The following is a 25,657-nucleotide window of genomic DNA, read 5'->3' as shown; positions in this document are numbered from 1 at the left end:
CCACCTCGCCACACCACAACACAGGAAACCGCATGAAACTACCCGTCCTTGCCGCCTCCATGCTGCTCGCCTTCGGCGCGCTGTCGTCCGCCGCCGCGCACACCACGGCGCCCGCCGGCAAGCCTTTCGTCTGGGAGAACGCGACCGTCTACTTCCTGCTGACGGACCGCTTCAACAACGGCAATCCGGCCAACGACAAGGCGTATGGCCGCAAGGACGATGCCGCCAAGCTGCGCGGCTTCATGGGCGGCGACATCGCCGGCATCACGGCGAAGGTCAAGGAAGGGTATTTCACCGACCTGGGCGTGAACGCGATCTGGTTCACGCCGGTCGTCGAGCAGATCCACGGCTCGACCGATGAAGGCACCGGCAAGAGCTATGGCTTCCACGGCTACTGGGCCAAGGATTTTACGGCGCTCGACGCCGCCTTCGGCACCGAGGCCGAGCTGAAGGAGCTGGTCGACACCGCCCACGCGCGCGGCATCCGCATCGTGTTCGACGTGGTGATGAACCACACCGGCCCGGTAACAAAGCAGGATCCGGTATGGCCGAAGTCGTGGGTGCGTACCGGCCCGCAGTGCACCTATAAAGATGCGCGCACCACGATCGACTGCACGCTGGTGGCCAATCTGCCGGACTTCCTCACCAATAGCGACGCCAACGTCGACCTGCCGCCGCACCTGGTGGCGAAGTGGAAGAAGGAGGGTCGCTACGAGCGCGAGGTGAAGGAGCTGGACGAGTTCTTCAAGCGCACCGGCTATCCGCGCGCGCCGCGCTACTACCTGATGAAGTGGCACGCCGACTGGGTGCGCAAGTACGGCATCGACGGCTTCCGCGCCGACACGGTCAAGCACACCGAACCGGGCCTGTGGAAGGAACTCAAGCAGGAAGCCAGCCTCGCTTTCGAGGACTGGAAGCGCGCCAATCCGAAGCAGCGCCTGGGTGAGGACAAGTTCTGGATGGTCTCCGAGGTGTACAACTACGAGATCAGGCATGCGCGCAAGTTCGACCTGGGCGGCGGCGACTTCGTCGATTACCTGGACCAGGGCTTCGACAGCATGATCAGCTTCAGCCTGCGCAGCGACGCCAAGCAGCCCTACGAAAAAATCTTCTCGGATTACTCGACCATCCTGCAGGGAGAGATGAAGGGTTATTCCGTGCTCAACTACATCAGTTCGCACGACGACGGCAGCCCCTTCGACCCGCTGCGCGAGCGCCCGTTCGAATCGGCCAACAAGCTGCTGCTGGCGCCGGGCGCGGCCCAGATCTATTATGGCGACGAGACGGCGCGCATCCTGCGCGTCGACGGCGCGGCAGGCGACGCCACGCTGCGCTCGTTCATGAACTGGGACGAGCTGAAGTCCAATGCCGCACGCGGCGCGCACCGCGTCGCCGACATTCGCGACCACTGGGCGCGCCTGGGCCGCTTCCGCGCCGCCCATCCGGCGGTCGGGGCAGGCGTGCACCAGATGATCAGCCACAGCCCCTACACCTTCAAGCGCACCTGGGAAAAGAACGGCGTCAGCGACCGCGTGGTGGTGGCGCTCGACCTGCCGGGCGGCGCGCCGGCGGACATCCAGGTCGGCGGCGTGTTCCACGACGGCGCCACCGTGCGCGACTGGTACACCGGCAAGAGCGCCGTGGTCAAGGGCGGCAAGGTGCGCTTCGACACCGCGGCGCCGGTGGCGCTGATCGCCCAGGACTGAGCGCGTCCGACCGGCGCATGGCGGCGCTCGCTGCCATGCGCCATGCTGGTGCATCTTTCCATGCCGGGCGCATGATTTCCTGCCGCGCGGAATCCCCGTCCACGCGTCCGCAGCGTTCGCTCGAACGCTGATAAGCTGTCTACGCATACATGTTGTACGGAACCGGGCGCCAACGGAGCGCGCGGCCGTGGCGCGCCGGCGTGCGTTGGCGCGAAGGAGAGGGAGCATGGTCAGCGGCATCGCAAGAGCGAGAATGATCTATCGGCTGGTGCGCGGGCGGGCGCGGCGCGTCAGGCCAGGCGCGCGAAAAGAAGTCCTGTTCGTCGGCGACGAAGAAGTCGGTCACGATGTGCTCACCGATCCGGCCGACCCCAAGCTCGACTACATTACGCGCCTCGCGGTGCAGGCTACCGGCGCCGACATTGGCGGCATCAGCCTGATGTTCCAGTCGCAGATCTGGCTGCCCTCGCGCATCGGCATCCAGGATTGCATCCTGCCGCGCACCGGTTCGTTCTGCCACAGCGCGCTGGAAGAAGGCGTCGACTGGTTCGAGATCGACGATGCCAGCCGCGATGTCCGCTTCGCCGACAATCCGCTGGTGAGCCAGGCCCCGCACTACCGCCACTATGCTGGCGTGGCGCTCAAGGGCGAGAGCGAACACCTGCTAGGCACCTTGTGGGTCATGAGCCGTACGCCGCGCCGGCTCGACGTTGCCCAGGCCGCGCAATTGCGGCTGATGGCGCGCATCGTCGTCGATATGCTCGAACTGCGCTACTGCGATGCCGTCACCGGGATGTTCAACCGCGCCGTGTTCCTGCACCACCTGCAGCGCATGCTGGACGAGCGGCCGGGCGCCACGCTGTCGGTCGGCATGGTCGACCTGATCGGATTCCGCCAGGTGAACGACCTGTTTCGGCGCGAGACGGGCGACCGAATCCTGCGCCTGATGGGCAAGCGCCTCGAGGACTGGGCCGATGGCGCGCTGCTGGGCCATCTCGGCGCCGACCAGTTCGCGTTCGCGCTGGTCTCGCCGCCGCACGAGCACGATGCCTGCATGCGCCGCCTGTGCGCAGCCATCGACCAGCCATTCGAGGTCGAGCAGGACTGCATGCACACGCTCAATGCGCGCATCGGCATCCGGCGCCAGCAGGCGCCGTGCGAGGAAAGCGCCGGCGGCCTGCTCGATGCCGCCGATATCGCCGCCACCGCGATCCGCCAGCAGCAGGGCGTGAGCGTCGTGCACGAGTACGATGCGGCGCTGATGGCGCGCGCCCGCCTGCGCTACGAGCTGCGCGAAGCGATCCGCGGCGCGCCGCGCTTCGGCCGGCTCGAGGTGCATTACCAGCCGCAGGTCGACGTCGCGCATGGCCGCCTGATCGGGCTCGAGGCGCTGGTGCGCTGGCGCCATCCGGCCTACGGCATGGTGGGGCCGGGGATGTTCGTGCCGCAGGCCGAGAGTTCGGGCCGCATCTTCGAGCTCGATATCCACGTGCTCGAACTGGTGTGCCGCGACCTGATGGACTGGCGCGCACGCGGCCTGTCGGTGCCGCCGGTGGCGCTCAACTTCTCGCGCGCCTCGCTGATGCACAGCCAGGTCTTCGCGCGCCTGGCCGAGGTGCTGGAGGCCACCGGCGTGCCGGGCGACCTGCTCGAATTCGAGGTCACCGAAAGCCAGCTGCTCGACTCGCCGACCCTGCTGCACCAGCGTATCTCGGCGCTGCGCGCGCTCGGGGTACGGGTGGCGGTCGACGACTTCGGCACCGGTTACTCGAACCTCGATGCGCTCACCAGTTTTCCGTTCGACCGGCTCAAGGCCGACCGCCGCTTCGTGCACGGCGTGGCCAGCGACGCCCGCACCGCCGGCGTGTTTGCCCTGATCCAGGGCATCGCCGCCGTGTTCGACGCCGAGTTGCTGTGCGAAGGGCTGGAAGACGAAGCCGACCTGTCGTGGCTGGCCGAGCGCGGCGTGCATTGCGTGCAGGGCTGGTACTTCAGCCGCGCGCAGCCGGCGCCGGCGATCGAACAGGTGCTGCGGCGCTTCCAGGAGGCGCAGGCGGCGCCGTTGTCGGTGCCGGAGATGCGCGCGCTGCTGGCCTGACTTTTGGGGTATCGAATCGTCGGTAAACTGCGCTAGACTGGACCTTCCGTCAACTTTGCATAGATTGCCATGCCAGTCTTTACACGCCTTGCCCGCCCGGACGCGGGCATTGGTTTCATGCGCGCTGTCGCGGGAATGAGTCTAGCCTTCGCGCTGCTGCCCGCATCCGTCCTCGCGCAGGCGTCGACCGAGCCGGTCTACGGACCTGAGCTCGAAGAGTTCAAATACCCTGAACCGACGCAGCAATACCGCTTCACATCCCAGGGCGTCGACATGCAGATGACGTATATGGACGTCAAGCCGGCCAAGCCGAACGGCCGCACCGCGGTGCTCATGCACGGCAAGAACTTCTGCGGCGCGACCTGGGACGGCACCATCAAGGCGCTGAGCCAGGCCGGCTACCGCGTCGTGGTGCCCGACCAGGTCGGCTTCTGCAAGTCGACCAAGCCGCGCCACTACCAGTACAGCTTCCAGCAACTGGCGGACAATACCCGCAAGCTGCTGGCATCCATCGGCGTGAAGAAGGCGATCGTCATCGGCCATTCGACCGGCGGCATGCTGGCCACGCGCTATGCGCTGATGTATCCCGAGCTGACCGACCAGCTGGTGATGATCAACCCGATCGGCCTGGAAGACTGGAAGAACCTGGGCGTGCCGTCGCTGGGCGTCGACAAGTGGTACGAGCGCGAGCTCAAGACCTCGGCCGAGCGCCTGCGCGAATATTCGCGCACTACCTATTACAACGGCCAGTGGAAGCCTGAATACGAAGTCTGGGTGCAGATGCTGGCCGGTATGTACCGCGGCAAGGGCAAGGAGATCGTGGCCTGGAATTCGGCGCTGATCTACGACATGATCTATACCCAGCCGGTGATCCATGAATTCCCGTTGATCAGGACGCCGACCTTCCTGTTGATGGGACTGAAGGACACGACGGCGATCGGCAAGGATGCGGCGCCGGCCGAGATCCGGCCGAAACTCGGCAACTACACGGTGCTGGCGCAGCAGACGAAGCAGGCGATTCCCGGATCGAAGCTGGTGACCTTCCCCGAGATGGGACATGCGCCACAGATGCAGGAACCGGCGCAGTTCCACAAGGCGCTGCTGGAGGGGCTGGTGCGCTGATCGCGGCGCTGCGGCTTCAGTGAAAGAACTTGGGTACCCGCCTTCGCGGGTACGACGTTGTTGGGTAGCGGACCGCGATGGTTTCCATCAGCCGCAACCCTGATACGTCGTACCCGCGAAGGCGGGTACCCAAGGCTTGCTCACTACCCAGGGCGCTACCGGCAACCCCATTCTCTTGCAATTCGTTCAATGGTATCCTTACACGATGACCGTTGATCCAGACACCAAACCGAAACCCACGCGGGCCGCCTTCGCCGACGGTCCGCGCCTGCTGGCCGACATCGGCGCCACCCACGCGCGCTTCGGTCTCGAGACCGGGCCCGGCGTCCTGAGCCAGGTTACCGTCCTGCGCTGCGACGACTACGACGGCATCGTGCCGCTGCTGCACGCCTACCTGGCCGGGCACCCGAACCAGCGCATCAATCACGCCGCTTTCGCGCTGGCCAATCCGATCAGCGGCGATTTCATCCGCATGACCAACCGCGACTGGCAGTTCTCGACCGACGAGGTGCGCCGCGCACTCGGCCTGTCGACGCTGCTGATCGTGAACGACTTCACCGCGCTGGCGATGGCGCTGCCCGGCTTCCAGGCCAGGGACCTGCTGCAGGTCGGCGGTGGCGAGGCGCAGACGCATGCGGTGTCGGGCGTGCTCGGTCCCGGCACCGGCCTGGGCGTGTCGGGCGTGATCCCGACCATCGATGGTTTCGTGACCCTCGGCAGCGAGGGCGGCCACGTCAACTTCGCGCCGAGCGACGAGCGCGAATTCGCGATCCTGCAATACGCCTGGCGCGAATGGAAGCACGTGTCGAACGAACGCCTGATCTCTGGCCCCGGCGTCGAACTGATCTACCGCGCGCTGGCGCAACGCAACGGTGTCGAAGCGCCGCCGCGCAGCACCGCCGAGATCATGGCCGCCGCGCTGGACGCAGGCGATGCGCTCTGCCTCGAGGTGCTGGAAACCTTCGCCGGCATGCTGGGCAGCGCCGCCGCCAACCTGGCGGTGACCCTGGGCGCCTTTGGCGGCATCTTCATCGGCGGCGGCATCGTGCCGCGCATGGGCGAGTGGTTCGCACGATCGCCGTTCCGGGCCCGCTTCGAGGCCAAGGGCCGCTTCACCGACTACATCGCCCAGATCCCGACCTATGTGATCATGACGCCGAATCCGGCCCTGTACGGCGTCTCGGCGATCCTGCTCGAGCACCTGCGCGGCCGCAGCGGCGCCAACACGCTGATGGACCGGGTGCAGCAGCTGCGCCATGAGCTGTCGCCGGCCGAGCAGCGCGTGGCGAGCCTGGTGGTCGACCATCCGCGCAAGGTGTTGTCCGAACCGATCGCGGAGATCGCGCGCCTGGCCGATGTCAGCCAGCCGACCGTGATCCGCTTCTGCCGCTCGCTGGGCTTCCAGGGCCTGGCCGAGTTCAAGCTGAAATTCGCCGGCAGCCTGACCGGCACCATTCCCGTGCGCCACAGCCAGGTGCGGGTCACCGACAGCACGCATGACCTGTCGGCCAAGGTGATCGACAACACGGTGTCGGCGATCCTGAAGTTCCGCGACGCGCTCGACGTGCATGCGATCGACCGCGCGATCGAGCTGCTGCGGCGCGCACGCCGGGTCGAGTTCTACGCGATGGGCAATTCGCGCGCGGTGGCGCTGGACGGCCAGCACAAGTTCTTCCGCTTTCGGATCCCGGCCGCGCTGTATGGCGATTCGCACCTGCTGAACCTGGCCGCCGGCCTGCTGGGACCGGGCGACGTGGTGATCGCGATCTCCACCGGCGGCCAGCTGCCCGACCTGCTGGAGGCGGTCGACACCGCGCGCGCGCAAGGCGCCGACGTCATCGCCATCACCAGCAGCAAGTCGCCGCTGGCGAAGAAGGCCAGCGTCTGCCTGTCGGTCGACCACAGCGAGGACAGCACCACCTTCCTGTCGATGATCTCGCGCATCCTGCAACTGCTGCTGATCGACATCATGTCGGTCGGGATCTCGCTCGGCGCGCAAGGGGAGGGCAGCCAGGGCAGCCAGGCCGACATCGAGCAGCGCCGGCTCTTGATCTCGCACCTCGATATCTAGAGGGGCCATCATGATCCATCACCTGTCGCTGGGCGTGCGCGACTTGCATGCCAGCGCGCGCTTCTACGACGGTGCGCTTGGCGCGCTGGGATGGCGGCGCGTGTTCGAAGACGACGAGGCGATCGGCTACGGTGTGGCGGACGACGAAGACATCCTGTGCCTGAAGCAGCGCGACGATGCCGCGCCGCCCGGCGCCGGTTTCCATCTTGCCTTCGCCGCGCCGACGCGGGCGGCGGTCGATGCCTTCCATGCGGGCGGCCTGCTGGCCGGCGGCGCCGATAACGGCAGGCCCGGACTGCGCGAAGACTACGGCCCGCACTACTACGCCTCCTTCCTGGTCGATCCGGATGGACATCGGATCGAGGCCGTGGCCAAGGGACCGGCCACCATCTGAAACGTCAAGTGTCATGCCGGTGTCATGCCAGGCCATGACAATGCGGTCAAGCCTGACGATCGGAGGTATTCCATGCTGGTTCCTGTCAATGCACTATCGCTGCGTATCGTCGGCTGCATCTTCGCGGCGATCCTGGCAAGCGGCTGCGCCAGCATTGGTCACGACCTGAAGAACCCGGGCCCGTCCTGGCCCGCTTCGCCCAGCGTCATCGCCCACCGCGGCGCCTCGGCCCTGCGTCCCGAACACACGCTGGCCGCCTACCGCAAGGCGATCGAGGACGGCGCCGACAGCATCGAGCCCGACCTGGTCGCGACCCGCGACGGCGTGCTGGTAGCGCGCCACGAGAACGAGATCTCGGGCACCACCAATGTCGCCGACCTCGCCCGGTTCGCCGACCGCAAGACCAGCAAGACCATCGACGGCGTGGCGGTGATCGGCTGGTTCACCGGAGACTTCACGCTGGCCGAACTGCGGCAGTTGCGCGCCCGCGAACGGATTCCTGCCAACCGCCCGGCCAACGCGGCGCACGATGGCAAATACGCCATCCCGACCCTGCAGGAGATCGTCGACCTGGTCGACAGCGAAGGCCGCGCGCGCAACAAGACCATCGGCCTGGTCCCAGAACTCAAGCACCCGAGCTACTTCAAGTCGATCGGCCTGGCGCTCGAGCCGCGCCTGGTGGAGGTGCTGGCGGCGAACGGCTACCGGGGGCGGGACGCGGCCGTGTTCATCCAGTCCTTCGAAGTGGGCAATCTGAAGGAGTTGCGCGCGCTGGCCGGCTACCGCCTGGTGCAGCTGGTCAGCATGCCGTCCGAGGCGCCGTACGACGCGCTTGCCGCCGGCAGCGGCCTGACGTATGCCGACATGATCACGCCGCACGGCCTGCGCGAGATCGCACGCTATGCCGACGTGGTGGCGCCGTACAAGACCATCGTCATCCCACGCGACGCGGCCGGCGAGCTGGGATCGCCGACGCGCTTCGTGCACGATGCGCGCGCCGCCGGCCTGGCGGTGCATGTGTGGACCATGCGGCCCGAGAATCCCTTCCTGCCGCCCGCGCTACGCGCTGCGCCGGCCGACTCGCCCAGCCAGCGCGGCGATGCCGCAGGCGAGATTCGCGCCTACCTGGAGGCGGGCGTGGACGCCATCTTCACCGACGATCCGGCGACCGGACGGAAGGCTGTGGATGCCATAAGGCAACATAGGCGATGACCGATTTTCATCACTAAATGCCGTACGGAAATCTTATGACACGCTTGTAAGGACGATTCATCGTGCCTCGGCATAAAAGCGTCTGCGCCACGCAACGCTCGCTCCGGAAACAGTAGTTTCCGCTAGGAACCCAATGTAAGATTTCGCCGTGGTCGCCCCCACTCCCGGCGTCCCTGTCGACTATCCCGGCCTCGACCCGCCGCCCTGGACCCGGTTACTGGAAGAGCACCATCATCGTCACTTACGCACACACCGAACAGGCCCGCCTCGCCGCGCTGGCCGCGCTCCAAATCCTCGACACGCCCGCCGAGACGCGCTTCGACCGCTTCACCCGGCTCGCCGCGATGACCTTCGGCGTGCCGATCGCGCTCGTCTCGCTGGTCGACGCCAACCGTCAATGGTTCAAGTCGCGCACCGGGCTCGAGGCGCAGGAAACGCCGCGCTCGATCTCGTTCTGCAGCCACGCGGTGGAGGCGCGCGAGATGCTGGTGATCGAGGACGCCGCGCTCGACCCGCGCTTTGCGGACAATGCCCTGGTGACGGGCGCGCCGCATATCCGCTTCTACGCCGGCCAGCCGGTGTATAGCGACGGCCAGGCGGTGGGCACGCTGTGCATCATCGACCGCGCGCCGCGCGCCTTCGGCGCCGAGCAGCGCCAGGTGCTGAAGGACCTGGCCGAACTGGTCGAGGTCGAACTGAATCACATGAAGGCGGTGGGCGCGCGCATGCTCGCCGAGCAGGCCCTCAAGTCGCTCAACACCGAACTCGAACACCGCATTGCTGCCCGCACCGTGGAGCTGGAAGAGCAGGTGGCGCACGGCATCCGCATCCGCCAGCAGCTGGAAGAAAAGCAGGAATTGCTGGACGCGGTGCTGGAATCGATCGACGTCGCCGTGGTTGCCTGCGACGCCGACGGCCGGCTGACGCTGTTCAACCGCACCGCGCGCGAGTTCCATGGACGCGACCTGAAGGCGGTGGCGCCAGCCGAATGGCCGCAGTATTACTCGCTGTACCACGCCGACGGCCGCACGCCGATGGCGGTGGACGAGGTGCCGCTGGTGCGCGCGCTCAAGGGCGAGGTGGTGCACGATGGCGCGATGGTGATCGCGCCGCATGCGTGCAAGCCGTTCACGCTGATGGCCAGCGGCCGTCCGCTGCGCAATGCCCAGGGCAAGACGCTGGGCGCGGTGGTGGCGATGAAGGACATCACCGAACTGAAGGCATCGAAGGACCGGCTGGCCGAGAGCGAAGAGCGGCTGCGCACGATTACCGACAATCTGCCGGTGCTGATCGCGCATCTCGACCAGGACCACCGCTACGTGTTCGCCAACGCGGTGCACCAGTCGTGGCTGGGCAAGGCGCCCGAGCAGGTGGTGGGCCAGACCATGGTCGAGGCCTTCGGCGAGGAGTATTCAGCGCAGCAGCAGGAAGCCTTGAAGGACGCCTGGGAAGGCAAGGCCTCGCAGTGCGAGCACGACATCGTGCGCAAGAAGCATATCCGCATCGTGCACTCGACCTTCCTGCCGCACCTGCGCGACGGCAAGGTGGTGGGCGTCTACATCCTGACCACCGACGCCACCGCGGCGCGCATGCACGAGCGTAACCTGCATGCGCTGGCGCATACCGATTCGCTGACCGGCATCCCGAACCGGCGCCAGTTCGAGCTGGCACTGCAGGCGGCGGTGCAGCGCGCGCCGCAGCGCGAGCGCGCCTTCGCCCTGCTGTACCTGGACATCGACCACTTCAAGCAGATCAACGACAGCCACGGCCACGCGGTGGGCGACATGGTGCTGGTGGAGTTCGCGCGCCGCGTGCGCAACGTGGTGCGCAGCTCCGACCTGGTGGCGCGCCTGGCCGGCGACGAGTTCACGGTGCTGCTCGACGAAGTCGGCTCGCCGCGCGACGTCGAGCTGGTGGCCAAGAAGATCATGCAGGCGATGGAAGCGCCGTTCATCGTCGGCAGCCAGGCGATTGCCGTGCGCACCACGATCGGCATCGGCCTGGCCGACGCGCCGGGCGTCACGGCGCAGGCGATCGGCGAGCTGGCCGACGGCGCGCTGTACGAAGCCAAGGACATGGGGCGCAATACCTTCGCGATCGCGCGCCTGTCCGAGGCGCTGGTGCTGGACGCGGCTTGATGCGGTGATGCGGCCGGCCTGGCCGCGGTCGTCACGAAGTAGGGTGGACGGCTTCGCCGTCCACGCGGTGATGGTTGACGGTTGATAAGCCGCGCACGGGCCGGTCAACGCCGTTTGAACGCGTGGACGGCGGAGCCGTCCACCCCACGAGTGGCGGGTCGGTCCTAGTCGTCCACGAACACCACGGCCGTACGCGCCGGCACCGTGAAGGCCCCGCTGGCGCTATCGAAACGCGCCTCGAGCGCGCGTTTGTCGGCCGCGCCCGTTGCGGTATGCGCCGGATGCAGGCGCAGCTTCTTGCCGCGCAAAGTCGCGTCCTTGATGACGTGCTCCTTCTTGTCCACATTCACCAGATAACCCAGGCCGGCGAAGTTCGCGCCCGGATAACCCTGGCCGTCGATCCAGGCCGCCAGCACGGTCGGCACCTGCTCCGGGCCGGTGTTGAAGAAGCGCAGGCGCCCGTTGATGTCGTCGGTGCTGCGCAGGCGCAGCAGGGTCGAGCTGCTGCGGATGGTCAAGAGGTCGCGGAAGGCGTCGCGCGCGAATGCGATGTCGCTTGGCGCCGGCTTGAGCGCGGCATTGGCCAGCAGCGGCTTGAATAGCGGCCAGTCCTTGGCATTGTCGGCGGCGGGCGGCAGGCCGGTGCCGAAGAAGTTGTCCTGGTAGGTCCAGTCGAGGCGGTTGAACCAGTCGCCCGAATTGAAGCTGTTGCGGTCCAGGGACTTCGAGCGCAGCACTTCGGTGCCGGCGTGGTAATAGGCCACACCCTGGCTGAACGCGTTGATCGCCATGCCCAGCACCTGCACCCGCGCGCGTTCATTGGCGGTGGTTGCCACCGGCAGCTTGAGCGCGTTGATGTCGTACAGCGTCTGGTTGTCGTGGTTCTCGACGTAGTTCACGCTTTCTGCCGGCTGGCTGGCATAGCCGGCCGGTTGATTACCGCCGTAGACGATGTCCTGCAACTGGCGCACCTTGCCGTCGTAAGTCTGCAGCGGATAGCTGCGCACCGAGCCGGCCAGGCCGACGCGGACCAGGTCGGCCGCGCGCAGCAGCGCCTCGGGCCTGGCTTCGCCGCCGAGAGCGTTCGGGTCGTACACCAGGCCGTTGATATAGCCCTGCTGGCGGATCACGATCTCGCCCGAGTCGCCCGGCGAGCCGCCGCGCACGGCGTCGCGTCCGCGGTCGCTGAAGGTGCCGATGCCGGTGCCGTTCAGCGACAGCTGCGAGGCCTGCACGAAGCGCGCGCCATCGGCTACTTCACCAAAATTCCAGCCTTCACCGATCAGCTGCACGTGGCGGCCGGCGACCTGGTTCACTTCTTTCTGCAGGCGCTCCATCGCCGCGCGCGGCTGGTGGCCCATCAGGTCGAAGCGGTAGGAATCGATCTTGTAGTGGCGGGTCCACAGCACCGACGAATCGATCATCAGCTTGGCCATCATCGTGTTCTCGGTGGCCGTGTTGAAGCAGCAGGTCGAGGTCTCGATGGCGCCTTTCGCGTCCAGGCGGTGGTAGTAGCCCGGCACCACGCGGTCGAGGATCGATTTTTCTTCCTGGCCGGCGATGAAGGTGTGGTTGTACACCACGTCGGTGCCGACGCGCAGGCCGGCCTGGTGCAGGTTCATCACCATTTCGCGGAACTCGACGATGCGGCGCGCGCCATCCTGCGGGTCGCTGGCGTAGCTGCCCTCGACCGCATTGAAGTGCTGCGGGTCGTAGCCCCAGTTGAAGCAGTCGGTGTGGGCCGTTTTGCCGATCAGCGCCTGCTGGCTTTCGCCGTCCGGTGCGCCGCTCGGCTGCGGCTGCGCGCAGCCAATTTCGGGGATGCTGCCGATGTCGTACACCGGCAGCAGGTGCACGTCGGTCAGGCCGGCCTGCGCCAACGTCCGCAGGTGTTTCATGCCGTTCGAGTTCGTCTCGGAGAAGGCGGTGTACTTGCCACGCTTGGGGCCAGGCACGGTCTCGTCGATCAGCGAAAAGTCGCGCACGTGCAGCTCGTAGATCACCATATCTGTCTGGGCCTGCACCGTGGCCGGGGGACGGGTCTGGTCCCAGCCGGCCGGCTTGAGGTTCGGCGCGTCGAGGTCGGCGACGTAGCTGCGCTTCGAGTCGGCATTCAGGCTCACCGAATACGGATCGGTGACCAGGTTGCGCACCAGGCCCGCGCCCGGAACCACGACGTCGACCGCGTACTTGTAGTAGCTGCCAGAGAGGTCGCGCGGCAGGCCCGTAATCCAGGCGCCGGTCTTGTCGTCGAGCTTCATCGCGTGCACGGCATTCGCCTTGGCTGTCGGGCCATCATAGGTGCACACCGCCACCTGGCGCGCGGTCGGCGCCCACAGCTTGAAGCCGGTCTTGTTCGCGCCTGGGGTGGCGCCGAGGTCGGGAATGCCTTCGGCGGCGGCGTACAGCGCGTCGAGCGCGCCGGCCGACTGGATGCGGGTGGCGGCGAGCACGACGCCGCTGGCGTCTTCCTGCACCAGCACCAGCTGTTCGCGGTGCAGGGCGGGCAGGCGGGCGACGTCGCCGTCCGCCACGCGCAGGGTCGGACCAGGCGCGACCCACTTGAAGCGCTCGGCCGCGGCTTGCGGCACGGCGGTGGTGGAGATGTCCAGTTTCAGCGAACCCGCGGCGCCGGCGACCTTGCCGCCTGCCTTGGCGACAATCGCGCCGGTAGGGGAGTGGTACAGGCGATAGCGCGCATCAAGCGCGGCGCCGGGCCAGCGCACCAGGCGCGCATCGAGCCAGACGGCGCGCGCGTCGAGCTGTTCGCCGTTGGCGTGCAGGATCTGCTGGAAGCCGGTGCTGTCGCAGGTGTCGAGAGGAACGGCCGCGTAGGCGGTCGTGGAGAAAGAAGCCGCCACGAGGGCGAGATGAAGTTTGCGCATGGGTGGACGGCTTCGCCGTCCACGCGTTCAGGCGCCAGGCGAATACCGCCATGGTTGGCAGTTGAAAGGGAGTTGAACGCGTGGACGGCAAGCCGTCCACCCCACGTTCAATGCAGCAGGATTACGCGGCAGTCCCGCGATAGTGATCGACCATCTTGTAGCGCGTCGCATACCAGCCGAACACCAGCGCCGACAGCAGTGCAAAGCCGGCGAAGAAATACATCTGCGCGGCCATGACGCCCATGCCGGTGCCTTCGATATACCCGACCACCGCTTCGTTCTTGACGCTCGCGTTCACGATCAGCACCCACAGGTTGCCGACCGTGACGGCCAGGTACCACAGGGCCATGATCACGCCCTTCATCGAGGCCGGGGCCTGGCTGTAGGCGAATTCAAGGCCGGTCGCCGAGACCAGCACCTCGCCCAGGGTCAAGAGCGCATACGGCGCGATCTGCCAGGCGATCGAGACCGGATCGCCGGCGTCGAGTGCGACCTGCAGGTTGCCGACCACGATCCAGGCGGCGGCCGACAGCACGATGCCGGCGGTCATGCGGCGCAGCGGCGACGGTTCGATGCCGAGCTTGCGCAGCAGCGGGAACAGCAGCAGGTTGTTCACCGGGATCAGGATCATCACCAGCAGCGGGTTCAGCGCCTGCATCTGGGCCGGGATCACGTCGAAGCTCCAGCCCAGGATCGATACCTGGGTGGTCATGGCATTGGCCTGCACGATCCAGGTCGAGGCCTTCTGGTCGAACAGCGACCAGAACGGCGTCACCAGCGCGAACACGATCAGGATGCGCAGCACGGCGCGCACGCCGTCCACCGCTTCTTGCGGATGCACGCCGCGCGCGCGGTCCAGTTGCATCGAGGCGCCGATGCCGCCAAAAGCCATCAGGAGCACCAGCGCGGTGCAGGCGCCGATCACGAAGCCCCACTGCACGGACATCGCCAGCGACACCACGGCGCCCGCGGCGCCGACCAGGGCGACGTTCAGGCCCGGACGGCCCTGGCCCGGCGCCTTCGCCAGCAGGGCGGTCTTCGCCACCTGCATGAACGAGTGCGGATTCGGCGGCGACGGCGGCACGTGTACGTATTTCTTCTTGCCGCTCCAGAACACCATGGTGGCGATGAACATCAGGATGCCGGGCACGCCGAAGGCCCAGGCCGGACCGTAGTCGCGCAGCAGCAGCGGCATCAGGAGCGAGGCGAAGAAGGAGCCGAAGTTGATGATCCAGTAGAAGGCGTCGAACACGACCTTCGCCTTGTCCTTGTTGGTCTGGTCGAACTGGTCGCCGACGAAAGAAGCCACCAGCGGCTTGATGCCGCCCGAGCCGAGTGCGATCAGGAACAGGCCGAAGTAAAAGCCGTTGACGTTGTCCTCGAAGATGGCCAGGCAGGCGTGGCCCGCGCAGTACACGAGGCTGAGCCAGAACACCGTGTTGTACTTGCCGAAGTAGCGGTCGGCCAGCCAGCCGCCCAGCAGCGGGAAGAAATACACGCCGATGACGAAGGTGTGGAACACGTGCTTGGCTTCGCCGGTGCGCATGTCTTCCGGCAGGAACATCAGCAGCGTCGTGATCAGGAAGGGCGTCAGGATGTTGCGCATCCCGTAGAAGCTGAAGCGCTCGCAGCCTTCGTTGGCAATGATGTAGGGGATCTGCCGCGGCATGCGCCCGGAGCCTGGTTTTGCTAGATCAGTCATCGACCGCTTCCTTGAAATGTCAAACAGACGCGATGCTATGACGAGGGCGTATGTCTTTGCAATAAAAATATTGTTGCGAAACAAATGAGAAACATATCGACGTAGTTTAGTTACGAAGACTTCGCCGGTGGAAACGTTTTCGTCCTCTTAAGTCTTTGAAAGAGAAGAATAAAAGGCGAAAAATGGGAAATCCGGCGGAATTGTCAAGTTTTGTTGCGTCCTGTATATTGCCTAGAATTCCAAACCACGGACCAGCCATGACCCAGATCTCGACGACGACGAATCCGAACTGGTGGCGCGACGCCATCATCTACCAGGTTTACCCGCGCAGCTACTATGACAGCAATGGCGACGGCATCGGCGACCTGGCCGGCATCACCGAGAAGCTCGACTACATCGCGAGCCTGGGCGTGGACATCGTCTGGCTGTCGCCGTTCTTCACCTCGCCAATGCGCGACTTCGGCTACGACATCGCCGACTACTGCGACGTCGATCCGATGTTCGGCACGCTGGACGACTTCGACCGCCTGGTCGCCAAGGCGCACGGCCTGGGCCTGAAGATCATGATCGACCAGGTGATGTCGCACACTGCCGACACCCACCCCTGGTTCGTCGAGAGCCGCTCGAACCGCGACAATCCGAAATCGGACTGGTATGTCTGGTCCGATCCGCTCCCGGACGGCAATCCGCCGAATAACTGGCTGTCGGTGTTCGGCGGCTCGGCCTGGCAATGGGATACCCGCCGCAAGCAGTACTATATGCACAACTTCCTGGTGAGCCAGCCGCAGCTGAACTTCCACAACCCGGACGTGCAGAAGGCCCACCTGGCGGCCCAGCGTTTCTGGCTCGAGCGCGGCGTCGACGGCGTGCGCATGGATGCCTGCGTTTTCCACTTCCACGACCGCCAGCTGCGCAGCAATCCGCCGGCGCTGGTGCGCGACACTTCGACCGTGACCGACGTGAACCCGTACGGCATGCAGGCCCACATCTACGACAAGACCCAGCCAGAGAACGTCGCCTTCATGGAAAAGCTGCGCGCGCAGCTGGACGAATTCGGCGCCGTCTCGATCGGCGAGATCAGCTCGGACGATGCGCTGGCCCAGATGAACGAGTACATGGCGGGCGGGAACAAGCTGCACATGGCCTACAGCTTCAACTTCCTGACCCCGGTGTTCACGGCCGCCCATATCCGCGCCCAGGTCGAAGACTTCGAACGCCGCGTCGAAGAGGGCTGGGCTTCCTGGTCGGTCGGCAACCACGACGCGATCCGCGTGATGACCCGCTGGGGCGGCCCGCAGGCCACCCGCGACTTCGCCAAGATGGTGCTGGCGATGCAGCTGTCGCTCAAGGGCACGCCCTGCCTGTACCAGGGCGACGAGCTGGCGCTGCACGAAGCCGACGTGCCGTTCGAACTGCTGCAGGACCCGTACGGCATCACCTTCTGGCCCGAGTTCAAGGGCCGCGACGGCTGCCGCACTCCGATGCCGTGGCAGGCCGACGCCCCCCACGCCGGCTTCACCGAGGGCAAGCCATGGCTGCCGGTGGAACCCTCGCACGCCGCCGCGGCGGTCGACCTGCAAGACCGCGATCCGGACTCGATGCTGAACTTCCAGCGCCGCTTCATCGCCCTGCGCCGCACCATGCCGCAGCTGACGCGCGGCGAGATCGCCTTCATCGATGCGCCGGAACCGGTGCTGGCGCTGCGGCGCGACCTCGATGGCCATCCGGGCGTGCTGGCCGCCTTCAACCTGTCGAACGCGCCAGTGAGCTTCGACTGGCCGGCAAGCGATGGCGCATCGCAGCTGGACGTCGGCCTGCCAGGCAGCGCCCAGGCCGGCCGCGTGACCCTGCCGCCTTACGGCGCCTGGTTCGGCACCTTGCCGAGGGCCGCATGATGGGCGGCCAGCAGGAGCCGGAAAAGTTCGCGCGCACCGCGTTCGCCGACGGACCGCGCCTGCTGGCCGACATCGGCGCGACCCATGCGCGCTTCGCGCTGCAGACCGCGCCGGGCGTATTCCGCTCGGTCCAGGTGCTGCGCTGCGACGACTTCGCGGGCATTGTCCCGCTGCTGCGCCATTACCTGCGCGACCATGAAGACGTGCGGATGCACCACGGCGCGTTCGCGGTCGCCAACCCGATCAATGGCGACTACGTGCGCATGACCAACCGCGCCTGGGAGTTCTCGACCGACGCGGTGCGGCGCGAGCTGGGCCTGTCGACCCTCCTGATCGTCAACGACTTCACCGCGCTGGCCACTGCGCTGCCGGGCTTCGCGAGCGAAGACCTGATGCAGGTCGGGCCGGGCACGCCGGTCCCCGGCGCCGTGATCGGCGTGCTGGGGCCGGGCACGGGCCTGGGCGTGTCGGGCGGGATCCCGACCGCGGACGGTTTCGTGACCCTGGGCAGCGAAGGGGGCCACGTCAATTTCGCGCCGGCCGACGAGCGCGAGTTCGCCATCCTGCAGTACGCGTGGCGCGAATGGCCGCACGTCTCGAACGAGCGCCTGATCTCGGGGCCGGGCATGGAAGTGATCTACCGCGCGCTGGCCGACCGCAACGGCGTCGATGCCGAGGCTCGCAGCGCGGCCGCTATCGTGGCCGGCGCGCTCGACGCCAATGACCCGCTGTGCCTGGAGACGCTGGAATGCTTCTGCGGCATGCTGGGCGGCGCCGCCGCCAACCTGGCGGTGACGCTGGGCGCCTTCGGCGGCGTGTACATCGGCGGCGGCATCGTGCCGCGCCTCGGCGAATGGTTCGCGCGTTCGCCGTTCCGCACCCGCTTCGAGGCCAAGGGGCGGTTCTCGGACTACCTGGCGAACATCCCGACCTATGTGATCGTCACGCCGAACCCCGCCTTCCACGGCGTGGCGACCATTCTGGCCGAGCACCTGCGCGGCCGCAGCGGCGCCAACACGCTGATGGAGCGCATCGGCCAGCTGCGGCAAGAGCTGTCGCCGGCCGAGGCGCGCGTGGCGACGCTCGTGCTCGAGCATCCGCGCACGGTGCTCAACGAGCCGATCGCCGAGATCGCGCGCCTGGCGGATGTGAGCCAGCCGACCGTGATCCGCTTCTGCCGTTCGCTGGGCTTCCAGGGCCTGGCCGAATTCAAGCTGAAGTTCGCCAGCAGCCTGACCGGCGCCATCCCGGTGCGCCACAGCCAGGTGCGGATGAGCGACAGTACCCACGACCTGTCGGCCAAGGTGATCGACAACACGGTGTCGGCGATCCTGCGCTTCCGCGACCAGCTGGACGTGCGCTCGCTCGACCGCGCGATCGAACTGGTGAGCAAGGCGCGCCGGGTCGAGTTCTACGCGCTCGGTAATTCACGCGCGGTGGCGCTGGATGGCCAGCACAAGTTCTTCCGCTTTCGCATTCCGACCGCGCTGTATGGCGATGCCCACCTGTTCACCTTGGCCGCCGGCCTGCTGGGGCCGGGCGACGTGGTGATCGCGGTCTCGAATTCGGGCGGCCTGCCCGAGCTGCTGCAGGCGGTGGACATCGCGCGCGCCGCCGGCGCCGACGTGATCGCGATCAGCAACAGCCAGTCGCCGCTGGCGCGCAAGGCCAGCGTGTGCCTGGCGGTGGATCACTCCGAGGACAGCACCAGCTTCCTGTCGATGATCTCGCGCATCCTGCAGCTGCTGCTGATCGACATCATGGCGGTGGGGATCTCGGTCGATGGCCAGCATGGGCCGGAGTCGGGGCAAGACCCGCGCCGGCTGCTGATTTCTCACCTGGACAGCTGAATGAACGGGGTGGATGGCTAAGCCGGCAATCCTGCCAACGTGAACCCGTTATCGTCGCACCAGGCATTCAGTGCCGCCCTGGTTCGTTCATCGCGGTATTGGTGCCAGCGATCGCGCAGACCGAGGCCGTCCAGAAGCCGCGAATAGCGCCCGTAGGCGCCGGGTCGGCGAAAGATCTCACGCACCGCATCGTACTCGCTCGGGATCTCGGCTCGGACGAAGTCGAAGACCAGCGCCTGTCCCAGGTGCAGGTCGCGAGCCGAAGGGACGGGCACGTAGCGGTCGCCATCGTCAACATCCGCGGGGACAGGGCCTGCAGGCTCGCCAACCTCGTCCGACCGGATCAGTACCGCGCCAGTGTCACGGCAAACCCAGGCTTCGGCGCCCGTGCCGGCGTCAGTCAAGGTCATTGCGGTTTCAAGGTCGTTCACATCGACAGTCGTCATTGCATGCGTCCTTCAGCGGCTGGTCAGCGATTCACTTGATGTCGACGCGCTCGATCGTGCGGCGCCATTCCTGGAGGCTGAGCAGGTTATCGGACCCGGTGTCGTCGACCAGGATCTCGCTACCGTCCTGGGCCACCAGGAAGCTCTCGCGGCGGCGCGCGTCTTCGGCGCGGTTCTCCACGAAACTCAGCTGGTAATACTTCTTGCCATTGATTTCGCGCGGTATCGGATCGTCCTCGATCACGGCGCCATGCGCCGCGCCCTGGCTGCGCCGTTCGATCTGTTGCGACCAGGCCTGCAGTTCCGGCAGCGCCAGCAGCGAAGCCATCGCTTCTTCTTTCGTCTGCACTGGCGCCTGGGCGGCTGGTACGGGCGGCGCCGGCGGCGGCGTGTCGCGTTCGGCGCGCTTGCAGCCGGCGACGGCGCAGCATAGTGCGAGTGCGGCGATGGTCAGGCGCAGGGGAGAGGTAATGGCGGCGCGTGGAAACATGGCGGGTCTCGTGGTGGCAGGCGGTCATGGTAAACCATGCGTGTTCGACCAGCAACACGGCACGCCGGGTAGCGGCCAGCATGAACCGGGTGAAAATCAAGGCCATTGCAACGCCAGCTTGTGCTGCGTTTAAGAGTTATTTCTGTACGGAAAGTAATTCGTGGTTTTCGCCACGAAATCACATTTTTCACCACAGAACTGGAATTTATTTGTAGAAATAATGCTATTCTGTAGGATCACTCCTACCAGAAGCACAGCATGGACCGCCGCCACTCTGCTTATACCCGTCGCCTGGAAAAGGCCTCGCAGCGCGAGAAGCGCATGGCCGTGCTCGCCGTTTTCGGCGTCGCCGCCGGCGTGGCGGGCGTATTGGCGCCACCGTTAGACATCGACTGGCCGAAGCTGCGGCGTCAGCTCGACGAGGTCACCCATGTTGGCGGCAACGCACAGATGCTGCTGGCGCCGGCTGCCGGAAATCCGGCGCCCGGCGCCGAACAGGGCGCGGCGCGGCGCATCTATCCGTACTCGATCATTCCCGGCGGCGTGGCGGACAAGGCCGAACTGGCGCGCGTCATCCAGGCTGATGCCGTGGTCGCGGCGCACTATGCGGGCTTCAATGTCGCAAATGCCCGCGCGGTGACCGTCACCGCGCCGCGCGCCGTGTACGTGTCGTACCGCAAGGGCGACCAGGTGTACTGGACCCGTAAAAAACTCATGCTGGCGCCGGGCGAAACCCTGTTGACCGACGGCGAGAACGAAATGCGGGCGCGCTGCGCCAACCGGATTTCCGACGTTCCCATGTTCCCGGTCGAAGCCCACGGCCCGGCCGAGAGCGAGCTCGACTCCTTCGTGGTCGAGGGCGGCGGCGGCCCGATGGCCGTGGCGGCCGCGGTGGACGGGCTGGATGACGGCGCGCCGGGGCAGCGCTTCCAGACCGCGAGCTTCCCGTACGGCGCCGGCCTGGTGGCGCCGACCGCGGGTGTGCCCGCGCCGGCCGGGCGCGGTTTCATGCCGGTCGCCAACTCGCCGGGGATTCCGCCCATCTATGGCGGCGGCAGGATCGACGATCCGGGCGCCGAAACCGGCACTCCGCCGCCGCCGACGACGCCGCCGACGACCATCACGCCGCCGACGACCACGCCGCCGACGACGATCACGCCGCCGGCCGATCCGCTGCCACCAGTCAATCCGCCGCAGCCGCCGCAGCCGCCTGTCGATCCGCAGCCACCGGTCAATCCGCCGCAGCCGCCGCAGCCGCCTGTCGATCCGCAGCCACCGGTCAATCCGCCGCAGCCACCGCAGCCGCCTGTCGATCCGCAGCCACCGGTCAATCCGCCGCAGCCACCGCAGCCGCCTGTCGATCCGCAGCCACCGGTCAATCCGCCGCAGCCACCGCAGCCGCCTGTCGATCCGCAGCCACCGGTCAATCCGCCGCAGCCACCGCAGCCGCCTGTCGATCCGCAGCCACCGGTCAATCCGCCGCAGCCACCGCAGCCGCCTGTCGATCCGCAGCCACCGGTCAATCCGCCGCAGCCACCGCAGCCGCCTGTCGATCCGCAGCCACCGGTCAATCCGCCGCAGCCACCGCAGCCGCCTGTCGATCCGCAGCCACCGGTCAATCCGCCGCAGCCACCGCAGCCGCCTGTCGATCCGCAGCCACCGGTCAATCCGCCGCAGCCACCGCAGCCGCCTGTCGATCCGCAGCCACCGGTCAATCCGCCGCAGCCACCGCAGCCGCCTGTCGATCCGCAGCCACCGGTCAATCCGCCGCAGCCACCGCAGCCGCCTGTCGATCCGCAGCCACCGGTCAATCCGCCGCAGCCACCGCAGCCGCCTGTCGATCCGCAGCCACCGGTCAATCCGCCGCAGCCACCGCAGCCGCCTGTCGATCCGCAGCCACCGGTCAATCCGCCGCAGCCGCCGCAGCCGCCTGTCGATCCGCAGCCACCTGTCAATCCGCCGCAGCCGCCGGTCGATCCGCTGCCACCGGTCGATCCGCCACCGCAGCCGCCGCAGCCACCGCAGCCGCCGCAGCCACCGCAGCCACCGCAGCCACCGGTCGATCCGCTGCCACCGGTCGTTCCGCCGGGAGACCCGGAGTTGCCCGAGATTCCGGAAGATCCGCCGACCGAAGTGCCTGAACCGGGCACCCTGTGGCTCAGCGGCGCGGCCCTCGCGGCCATGCTGTGGCTGCGCCGCAAGGGCGCACGCGCGAAGGGCTGATCCACCGGGTCGGTTTTTCCAGGCGCCAGACAGCAAAAAGCCCGCAAAGCGTGAACCTTGCGGGCTTTTTCTTATCGGGGAAGACCCGCGCCGACTGTGGCTGCAATCGGCGCGAATCCCGGCGACAGCGTGAATTACATCATGCCGTCCATGCCGCCCATACCGCCCATGCCACCCATGCCGCCCATGCCGCCGGCTGGCTTGTCTTCAGCCAGTTCCGACACCATGCAGTCGGTGGTCAGCATCAGGCCGGCGATCGAAGCTGCATTCTGCAGCGCCGAGCGGGTGACCTTGGCTGGATCCAGCACGCCCATTTCGACCATGTCGCCGTAGGTGCCGTTGGCGGCGTTGTAGCCGTAGTTGCCCGAACCGGCCAGCACTGCAGCGACCACGACCGATGGCTCTTCGCCGGCGTTCTGGACGATCATGCGCAGTGGCTCTTCCATGGCACGCAGGACGATCTTGATGCCTGCGTCCTGGTCCGGGTTGTCACCCTTGATGTCGATCGAAGCACGGGCGCGCAGCAGGGCAACGCCGCCGCCGGCGACGATACCTTCTTCCACGGCAGCGCGGGTAGCGTGCAGTGCATCTTCAACGCGTGCTTTCTTCTCTTTCATCTCGACTTCGGTGGCTGCACCGACGCGGATCACGGCAACGCCGCCGGCCAGCTTGGCCACGCGCTCTTGCAGTTTTTCGCGGTCGTAGTCCGAGGTCGCTTCTTCGATCTGGGTGCGGATCATCTTGACACGACCTTCGATCGATTCAGCCTGGCCAGCGCCGTCGATGATGATGGTGTTTTCCTTGCCCACTTCGACGCGCGAAGCCTGGCCCAGTTCGGCCAGGGTGACTTTTTCCAGGGTCAGGCCGACTTCTTCGGCGATGACCTGGCCGCCGGTCAGGACAGCGATGTCTTCCAGCATGGCCTTGCGGCGGTCGCCGAAGCCAGGCGCCTTGACAGCGACGGTTTTCAGGATGCCACGGATGTTGTTGACGACCAGGGTCGCCAGCGCTTCGCCTTCGATGTCTTCGGCGATGATGACCAGTGGACGGCCAGCCTTGGCGACTTGTTCCAGCACCGGCAGCAGGTCACGGATGTTCGAGATCTTCTTGTCGCACAGCAGGATGAACGGCTGCTCGTGGACGGCGACCTGCTTGTCCGGGTTGTTGATGAAGTACGGCGACAGGTAGCCGCGGTCGAACTGCATGCCTTCCACGATGTCCAGCTCGTCGTTCAGCGACTTGCCGTCTTCGACGGTGATGACGCCTTCCTTGCCCACTTTTTCCATTGCTTCAGCGATGCGCTCGCCGATCGAGGTTTCCGAGTTGGCCGAAATGGCGCCAACTTGTGCGATCTCTTTGGTGGTGGTGGTTGGCTTGGCGATTTTTTTCAGTTCTTCGACGGTGGCTGCGACGGCCTTGTCGATGCCGCGCTTCAGGTCCATCGGGTTCATGCCGGCGGCCACGAACTTCATGCCTTCGCGCACGATGGCTTGTGCCAGCACGGTCGCGGTGGTGGTGCCGTCGCCGGCGTTGTCGGAGGTCTTGGAAGCGACTTCCTTGACCATCTGCGCGCCCATGTTCTGGAGCTTGTCTTTCAGTTCGATTTCTTTCGCGACCGAGACACCATCCTTGGTGACGGTCGGGGCGCCGAACGAGCGCTCGAGCACGACGTTGCGGCCTTTCGGGCCCAGGGTGACCTTGACTGCGTTGGCCAGGACATTGACGCCTTCGACCATCTTGGCGCGCGCTGCGTCGCCGAACACTACTTCTTTAGCTGCCATTTGTTATTTCTCCGAATGAATCGTGAATGGGGTCAGGGAATTACTGCTGGACGACGGCCATGATGTCTTCTTCGCGCATCACGAGCAGTTCTTCGCCGTTGACCTTGACGGCCTGGCCGGAGTACTTACCGAACAGCACGCGGTCGCCGACTTTGACTTCCAGCGGACGCACCTGGCCGTTGTCTTGCACTTTGCCGTTACCGATGGCGAGGACTTCGCCCTGGTCTGGCTTCTCTGCCGCGGCATCAGGGATGATCAGGCCCGACGCAGTCTTGGTTTCCTGGTCGAGGCGCTTCACGATAACGCGATCGTGCAGAGGACGAAGGTTCATGCAAAACTCCTTAATATTCAGTGGTTTAACTAGCGTTTTTGATATCGCCGCGGTCTGTGGCTGCAGCGCTGCGGCGATCTGCAAAGAGTTGTTAGCACTCTCTACTAACGAGTGCTAATTATAGGGACGATAATTTGCCATTTCAAGCAGCAAGATTGGTAAATACGTTCAGGCGCTTGAGCTGGCACAAGGCTGACATGACCTTGGCCAATGTGTTTTTAACATCACCTGCCAGCGATGGCGAACCTGGCAAGAGGCGGGCAGCGTACACCGACTGGCGCTTTCCTGCCGCACGCCAGGCCGCCAAGGCGGCGCGCGCCGGGCGCGGCGTGCCGCACTGCAGCGCGATTCGGTTGACGGAAAATCGATCTCGATCCTATAGTGTCGAATGATTTCCGAATTCCAAGACCTCTCAGACAAAATCGACCGGCTCGCCCAGCTGACCCAGTCGCTGCGCGCCGAGAACTATCTGCTGCGCCAGGCCAATACCCTGCTCAGCGCGGAGAACCTCGCGTTCAAGGAGCGCCTGATCGAGGCCCAGCGCCGGGTCGAGGCCCTGCTCGACGAGCTGCCGAAGCCGCCGGACGACGGGGAGAGCGACGAAGCGGGCGATGGCGCCGCGGCGACCGACGTCCCGGCTCCGGGTGGCGTACCAGGCAATAGCGAGGCAGCACGATGATCCATCTCGACGTCACCATCATGGGCCAGCCCTACCGCCTGGCCTGCCGCGATGGCGAAGAACGCACGCTGCGCGAAGCGGTGAGCTACCTCGACGGCAAGATGTGCCAGCTGCGCGATTCGGGCAAGGTGAAGGGCACCGACCGCATCGCCGTCATGGCAGCGTTGAGCGTGGCCGCCGAATTCTTGTCGGTCAAGTCGCCGCAGGGACCGCTGTCGGACATGTCGATCCTTGAGGTCAAGCAAAAGCTGGAAGCGATGCATACCGTGCTCGACAAGGCATTGGCGCCCCAGGAAAATCTTTTCTGAAAGGCCGAATCCGTTTGACATGACGGTTCAAAGGAGTAAACTGCGCTCTACCCTGCGGTGTTCGAGATTTGCCATATATTCCTTGAACCATTCTTACGCATAGGTCGTGGAACAAGTTCGATGGGAGTGAGCGTCACTCGTTTGACGAACCCGAAATTGATCTGACCGTGACCGCCTTGAACCGTTTTGGTTCAGGATGCCGGCAAAAACGGCACTGGCGGGGGCTAGGATACCTGAGCGGTTGCGCACTTTGTCGCAGCCGCTCTTTTTTTGTGTGTTGGGTTGGCGGGATGCCGCCCACGCGATGATGCGAATCGACGTGCATC

18 protein-coding genes and 1 other RNA gene are annotated in these 25,657 nt (G+C 66.1%); 13 read left to right on the top strand and 6 right to left on the bottom strand.

The genetic code is table 11. The annotated features are described in order from the left end of the window. Positions 1-32 precede the first annotated feature (32 nt). The 7 genes from Q9246_RS08830 (at position 33) to Q9246_RS08800 (ending at position 10,741) form a co-directional block, all read left to right on the top strand. The gene (locus Q9246_RS08830) at positions 33-1,706 is read left to right on the top strand and encodes an alpha-amylase family glycosyl hydrolase (RefSeq protein WP_306397054.1); all 1,674 of its coding nucleotides are present in this window, start codon (positions 33-35) and stop codon (positions 1,704-1,706) included. 253 nt (positions 1,707-1,959) lie between these two features. Beyond that, positions 1,960-3,804, top strand: coding sequence for a putative bifunctional diguanylate cyclase/phosphodiesterase (locus Q9246_RS08825; RefSeq protein ID WP_306397052.1), 1,845 nt, complete (start codon positions 1,960-1,962; stop codon positions 3,802-3,804). 135 nt (positions 3,805-3,939) lie between these two features. Then, positions 3,940-4,926, top strand: a complete 987-nt coding sequence (locus tag Q9246_RS08820; protein ID WP_306397051.1) for an alpha/beta fold hydrolase — start codon at positions 3,940-3,942, stop codon at positions 4,924-4,926. Positions 4,927-5,131: 205 nt separating this feature from the next. After that, on the top strand, positions 5,132-6,997 hold the full coding sequence (locus tag Q9246_RS08815; protein ID WP_306397050.1) for a glucokinase: 1,866 nt from the start codon (positions 5,132-5,134) through the stop codon (positions 6,995-6,997). A 10-nt stretch (positions 6,998-7,007) separates the two neighbouring features. Next, positions 7,008-7,391, top strand: a complete 384-nt coding sequence (locus Q9246_RS08810) for a VOC family protein (RefSeq protein WP_306397049.1) — start codon at positions 7,008-7,010, stop codon at positions 7,389-7,391. A gap of 72 nt (positions 7,392-7,463) precedes the next feature. After that, the gene (locus tag Q9246_RS08805) at positions 7,464-8,603 is read left to right on the top strand and encodes a glycerophosphodiester phosphodiesterase (RefSeq protein WP_306397048.1); all 1,140 of its coding nucleotides are present in this window, start codon (positions 7,464-7,466) and stop codon (positions 8,601-8,603) included. A gap of 140 nt (positions 8,604-8,743) precedes the next feature. Beyond that, complete coding sequence (locus tag Q9246_RS08800) at positions 8,744-10,741, top strand: sensor domain-containing diguanylate cyclase (RefSeq protein ID WP_306398122.1); 1,998 nt, start codon at positions 8,744-8,746, stop codon at positions 10,739-10,741. Positions 10,742-10,905: 164 nt separating this feature from the next. Here Q9246_RS08800 and Q9246_RS08795 read toward each other — a convergent pair whose 3' ends face one another. Together Q9246_RS08795 and Q9246_RS08790 are read right to left on the bottom strand one after the other, a co-directional pair. Further along, positions 10,906-13,626 (bottom strand): alpha-1,6-glucosidase domain-containing protein, encoded by a 2,721-nt coding sequence (locus tag Q9246_RS08795; protein WP_306397047.1) that lies wholly within the window; start codon positions 13,624-13,626, stop codon positions 10,906-10,908. Between the two features lie 121 nt (positions 13,627-13,747). Continuing rightward, positions 13,748-15,328 (bottom strand): POT-type proton-dependent oligopeptide transporter, encoded by a 1,581-nt coding sequence (locus Q9246_RS08790; RefSeq protein WP_306397045.1) that lies wholly within the window; start codon positions 15,326-15,328, stop codon positions 13,748-13,750. A 257-nt stretch (positions 15,329-15,585) separates the two neighbouring features. Here Q9246_RS08790 and Q9246_RS08785 point away from each other — a divergent pair, with 257 nt between their 5' ends. Further along, entirely contained in the window at positions 15,586-17,223 is a 1,638-nt protein-coding gene (locus Q9246_RS08785; protein ID WP_306397044.1) for an alpha-glucosidase, read from the top strand. Further along, positions 17,223-19,073, top strand: coding sequence for a glucokinase (locus tag Q9246_RS08780; RefSeq protein ID WP_306398121.1), 1,851 nt, complete (start codon positions 17,223-17,225; stop codon positions 19,071-19,073). Before Q9246_RS08785 ends, Q9246_RS08780 begins: the two co-directional genes overlap by 1 nt. 17 nt (positions 19,074-19,090) lie before the next feature. On the opposite strand, the gene Q9246_RS08775 is transcribed toward Q9246_RS08780, so the two are convergent. Continuing rightward, a complete protein-coding gene (locus tag Q9246_RS08775) occupies positions 19,091-19,519 on the bottom strand; it encodes a hypothetical protein (RefSeq protein WP_306397043.1) in 429 nt (142 codons plus the stop codon). A 31-nt stretch (positions 19,520-19,550) separates the two neighbouring features. Next, the gene (locus Q9246_RS08770) at positions 19,551-20,009 is read right to left on the bottom strand and encodes a hypothetical protein (RefSeq protein ID WP_306397041.1); all 459 of its coding nucleotides are present in this window, start codon (positions 20,007-20,009) and stop codon (positions 19,551-19,553) included. Positions 20,010-20,267: 258 nt separating this feature from the next. On the opposite strand from Q9246_RS08770, the gene Q9246_RS08765 reads away from it, so the two are divergent. Continuing rightward, a complete protein-coding gene (locus Q9246_RS08765; RefSeq protein WP_306397040.1) occupies positions 20,268-22,232 on the top strand; it encodes a PEP-CTERM sorting domain-containing protein in 1,965 nt (654 codons plus the stop codon). Between the two features lie 134 nt (positions 22,233-22,366). Here Q9246_RS08765 and groL read toward each other — a convergent pair whose 3' ends face one another. Further along, positions 22,367-24,013, bottom strand: coding sequence for a chaperonin GroEL (gene groL / locus Q9246_RS08760; protein WP_306397039.1), 1,647 nt, complete (start codon positions 24,011-24,013; stop codon positions 22,367-22,369). A 40-nt stretch (positions 24,014-24,053) separates the two neighbouring features. Next, positions 24,054-24,344, bottom strand: a complete 291-nt coding sequence (groES, locus tag Q9246_RS08755; RefSeq protein WP_137171720.1) for a co-chaperone GroES — start codon at positions 24,342-24,344, stop codon at positions 24,054-24,056. A gap of 388 nt (positions 24,345-24,732) precedes the next feature. On the opposite strand from groES, the gene Q9246_RS08750 reads away from it, so the two are divergent. From Q9246_RS08750 to ssrS, 3 genes are all read left to right on the top strand, one after another. Beyond that, the gene (locus tag Q9246_RS08750) at positions 24,733-25,023 is read left to right on the top strand and encodes a hypothetical protein (RefSeq protein WP_306397037.1); all 291 of its coding nucleotides are present in this window, start codon (positions 24,733-24,735) and stop codon (positions 25,021-25,023) included. Then, the gene (locus tag Q9246_RS08745) at positions 25,020-25,331 is read left to right on the top strand and encodes a cell division protein ZapA (protein WP_306397035.1); all 312 of its coding nucleotides are present in this window, start codon (positions 25,020-25,022) and stop codon (positions 25,329-25,331) included. The genes Q9246_RS08750 and Q9246_RS08745 overlap by 4 nt, the downstream gene beginning before the upstream one ends. A 46-nt stretch (positions 25,332-25,377) precedes the next feature. Next, a non-coding RNA gene (gene ssrS, locus Q9246_RS08740) (6S RNA) lies at positions 25,378-25,559 on the top strand. The last annotated feature ends 98 nt before the right edge of the window (positions 25,560-25,657 follow it).

It is taken from the genome of Telluria beijingensis, assembly GCF_030770395.1.
Lineage (GTDB): Bacteria > Pseudomonadota > Gammaproteobacteria > Burkholderiales > Burkholderiaceae_D > Telluria > Telluria beijingensis.
This window is presented reverse-complemented; position numbering and strand designations above follow the sequence as displayed.

What these genes read in the sequence shown, in the direction of transcription:
- Q9246_RS08795 (WP_306397047.1), bottom strand. Translation starts at nt 13,626, where the DNA reads ATGCGCAAACTTCATCTCGCCCTCGTGGCGGCTTCTTTCTCCACGACC.
- Q9246_RS08815 (WP_306397050.1), top strand. Translation starts at nt 5,132, where the DNA reads ATGACCGTTGATCCAGACACCAAACCGAAACCCACGCGGGCCGCCTTC.
- Q9246_RS08785 (WP_306397044.1), top strand. Translation starts at nt 15,586, where the DNA reads ATGACCCAGATCTCGACGACGACGAATCCGAACTGGTGGCGCGACGCC.
- Q9246_RS08825 (WP_306397052.1), top strand. Translation starts at nt 1,960, where the DNA reads ATGATCTATCGGCTGGTGCGCGGGCGGGCGCGGCGCGTCAGGCCAGGC.
- Q9246_RS08780 (WP_306398121.1), top strand. Translation starts at nt 17,223, where the DNA reads ATGGGCGGCCAGCAGGAGCCGGAAAAGTTCGCGCGCACCGCGTTCGCC.
- Q9246_RS08820 (WP_306397051.1), top strand. Translation starts at nt 3,940, where the DNA reads ATGAGTCTAGCCTTCGCGCTGCTGCCCGCATCCGTCCTCGCGCAGGCG.
- groES (WP_137171720.1), bottom strand. Translation starts at nt 24,344, where the DNA reads ATGAACCTTCGTCCTCTGCACGATCGCGTTATCGTGAAGCGCCTCGAC.
- Q9246_RS08805 (WP_306397048.1), top strand. Translation starts at nt 7,464, where the DNA reads ATGCTGGTTCCTGTCAATGCACTATCGCTGCGTATCGTCGGCTGCATC.
- Q9246_RS08810 (WP_306397049.1), top strand. Translation starts at nt 7,008, where the DNA reads ATGATCCATCACCTGTCGCTGGGCGTGCGCGACTTGCATGCCAGCGCG.
- groL (WP_306397039.1), bottom strand. Translation starts at nt 24,013, where the DNA reads ATGGCAGCTAAAGAAGTAGTGTTCGGCGACGCAGCGCGCGCCAAGATG.
- Q9246_RS08765 (WP_306397040.1), top strand. Translation starts at nt 20,268, where the DNA reads ATGGACCGCCGCCACTCTGCTTATACCCGTCGCCTGGAAAAGGCCTCG.
- Q9246_RS08830 (WP_306397054.1), top strand. Translation starts at nt 33, where the DNA reads ATGAAACTACCCGTCCTTGCCGCCTCCATGCTGCTCGCCTTCGGCGCG.
- Q9246_RS08770 (WP_306397041.1), bottom strand. Translation starts at nt 20,009, where the DNA reads ATGTTTCCACGCGCCGCCATTACCTCTCCCCTGCGCCTGACCATCGCC.
- Q9246_RS08750 (WP_306397037.1), top strand. Translation starts at nt 24,733, where the DNA reads ATGATTTCCGAATTCCAAGACCTCTCAGACAAAATCGACCGGCTCGCC.
- Q9246_RS08790 (WP_306397045.1), bottom strand. Translation starts at nt 15,328, where the DNA reads ATGACTGATCTAGCAAAACCAGGCTCCGGGCGCATGCCGCGGCAGATC.
- Q9246_RS08745 (WP_306397035.1), top strand. Translation starts at nt 25,020, where the DNA reads ATGATCCATCTCGACGTCACCATCATGGGCCAGCCCTACCGCCTGGCC.
- Q9246_RS08775 (WP_306397043.1), bottom strand. Translation starts at nt 19,519, where the DNA reads ATGACGACTGTCGATGTGAACGACCTTGAAACCGCAATGACCTTGACT.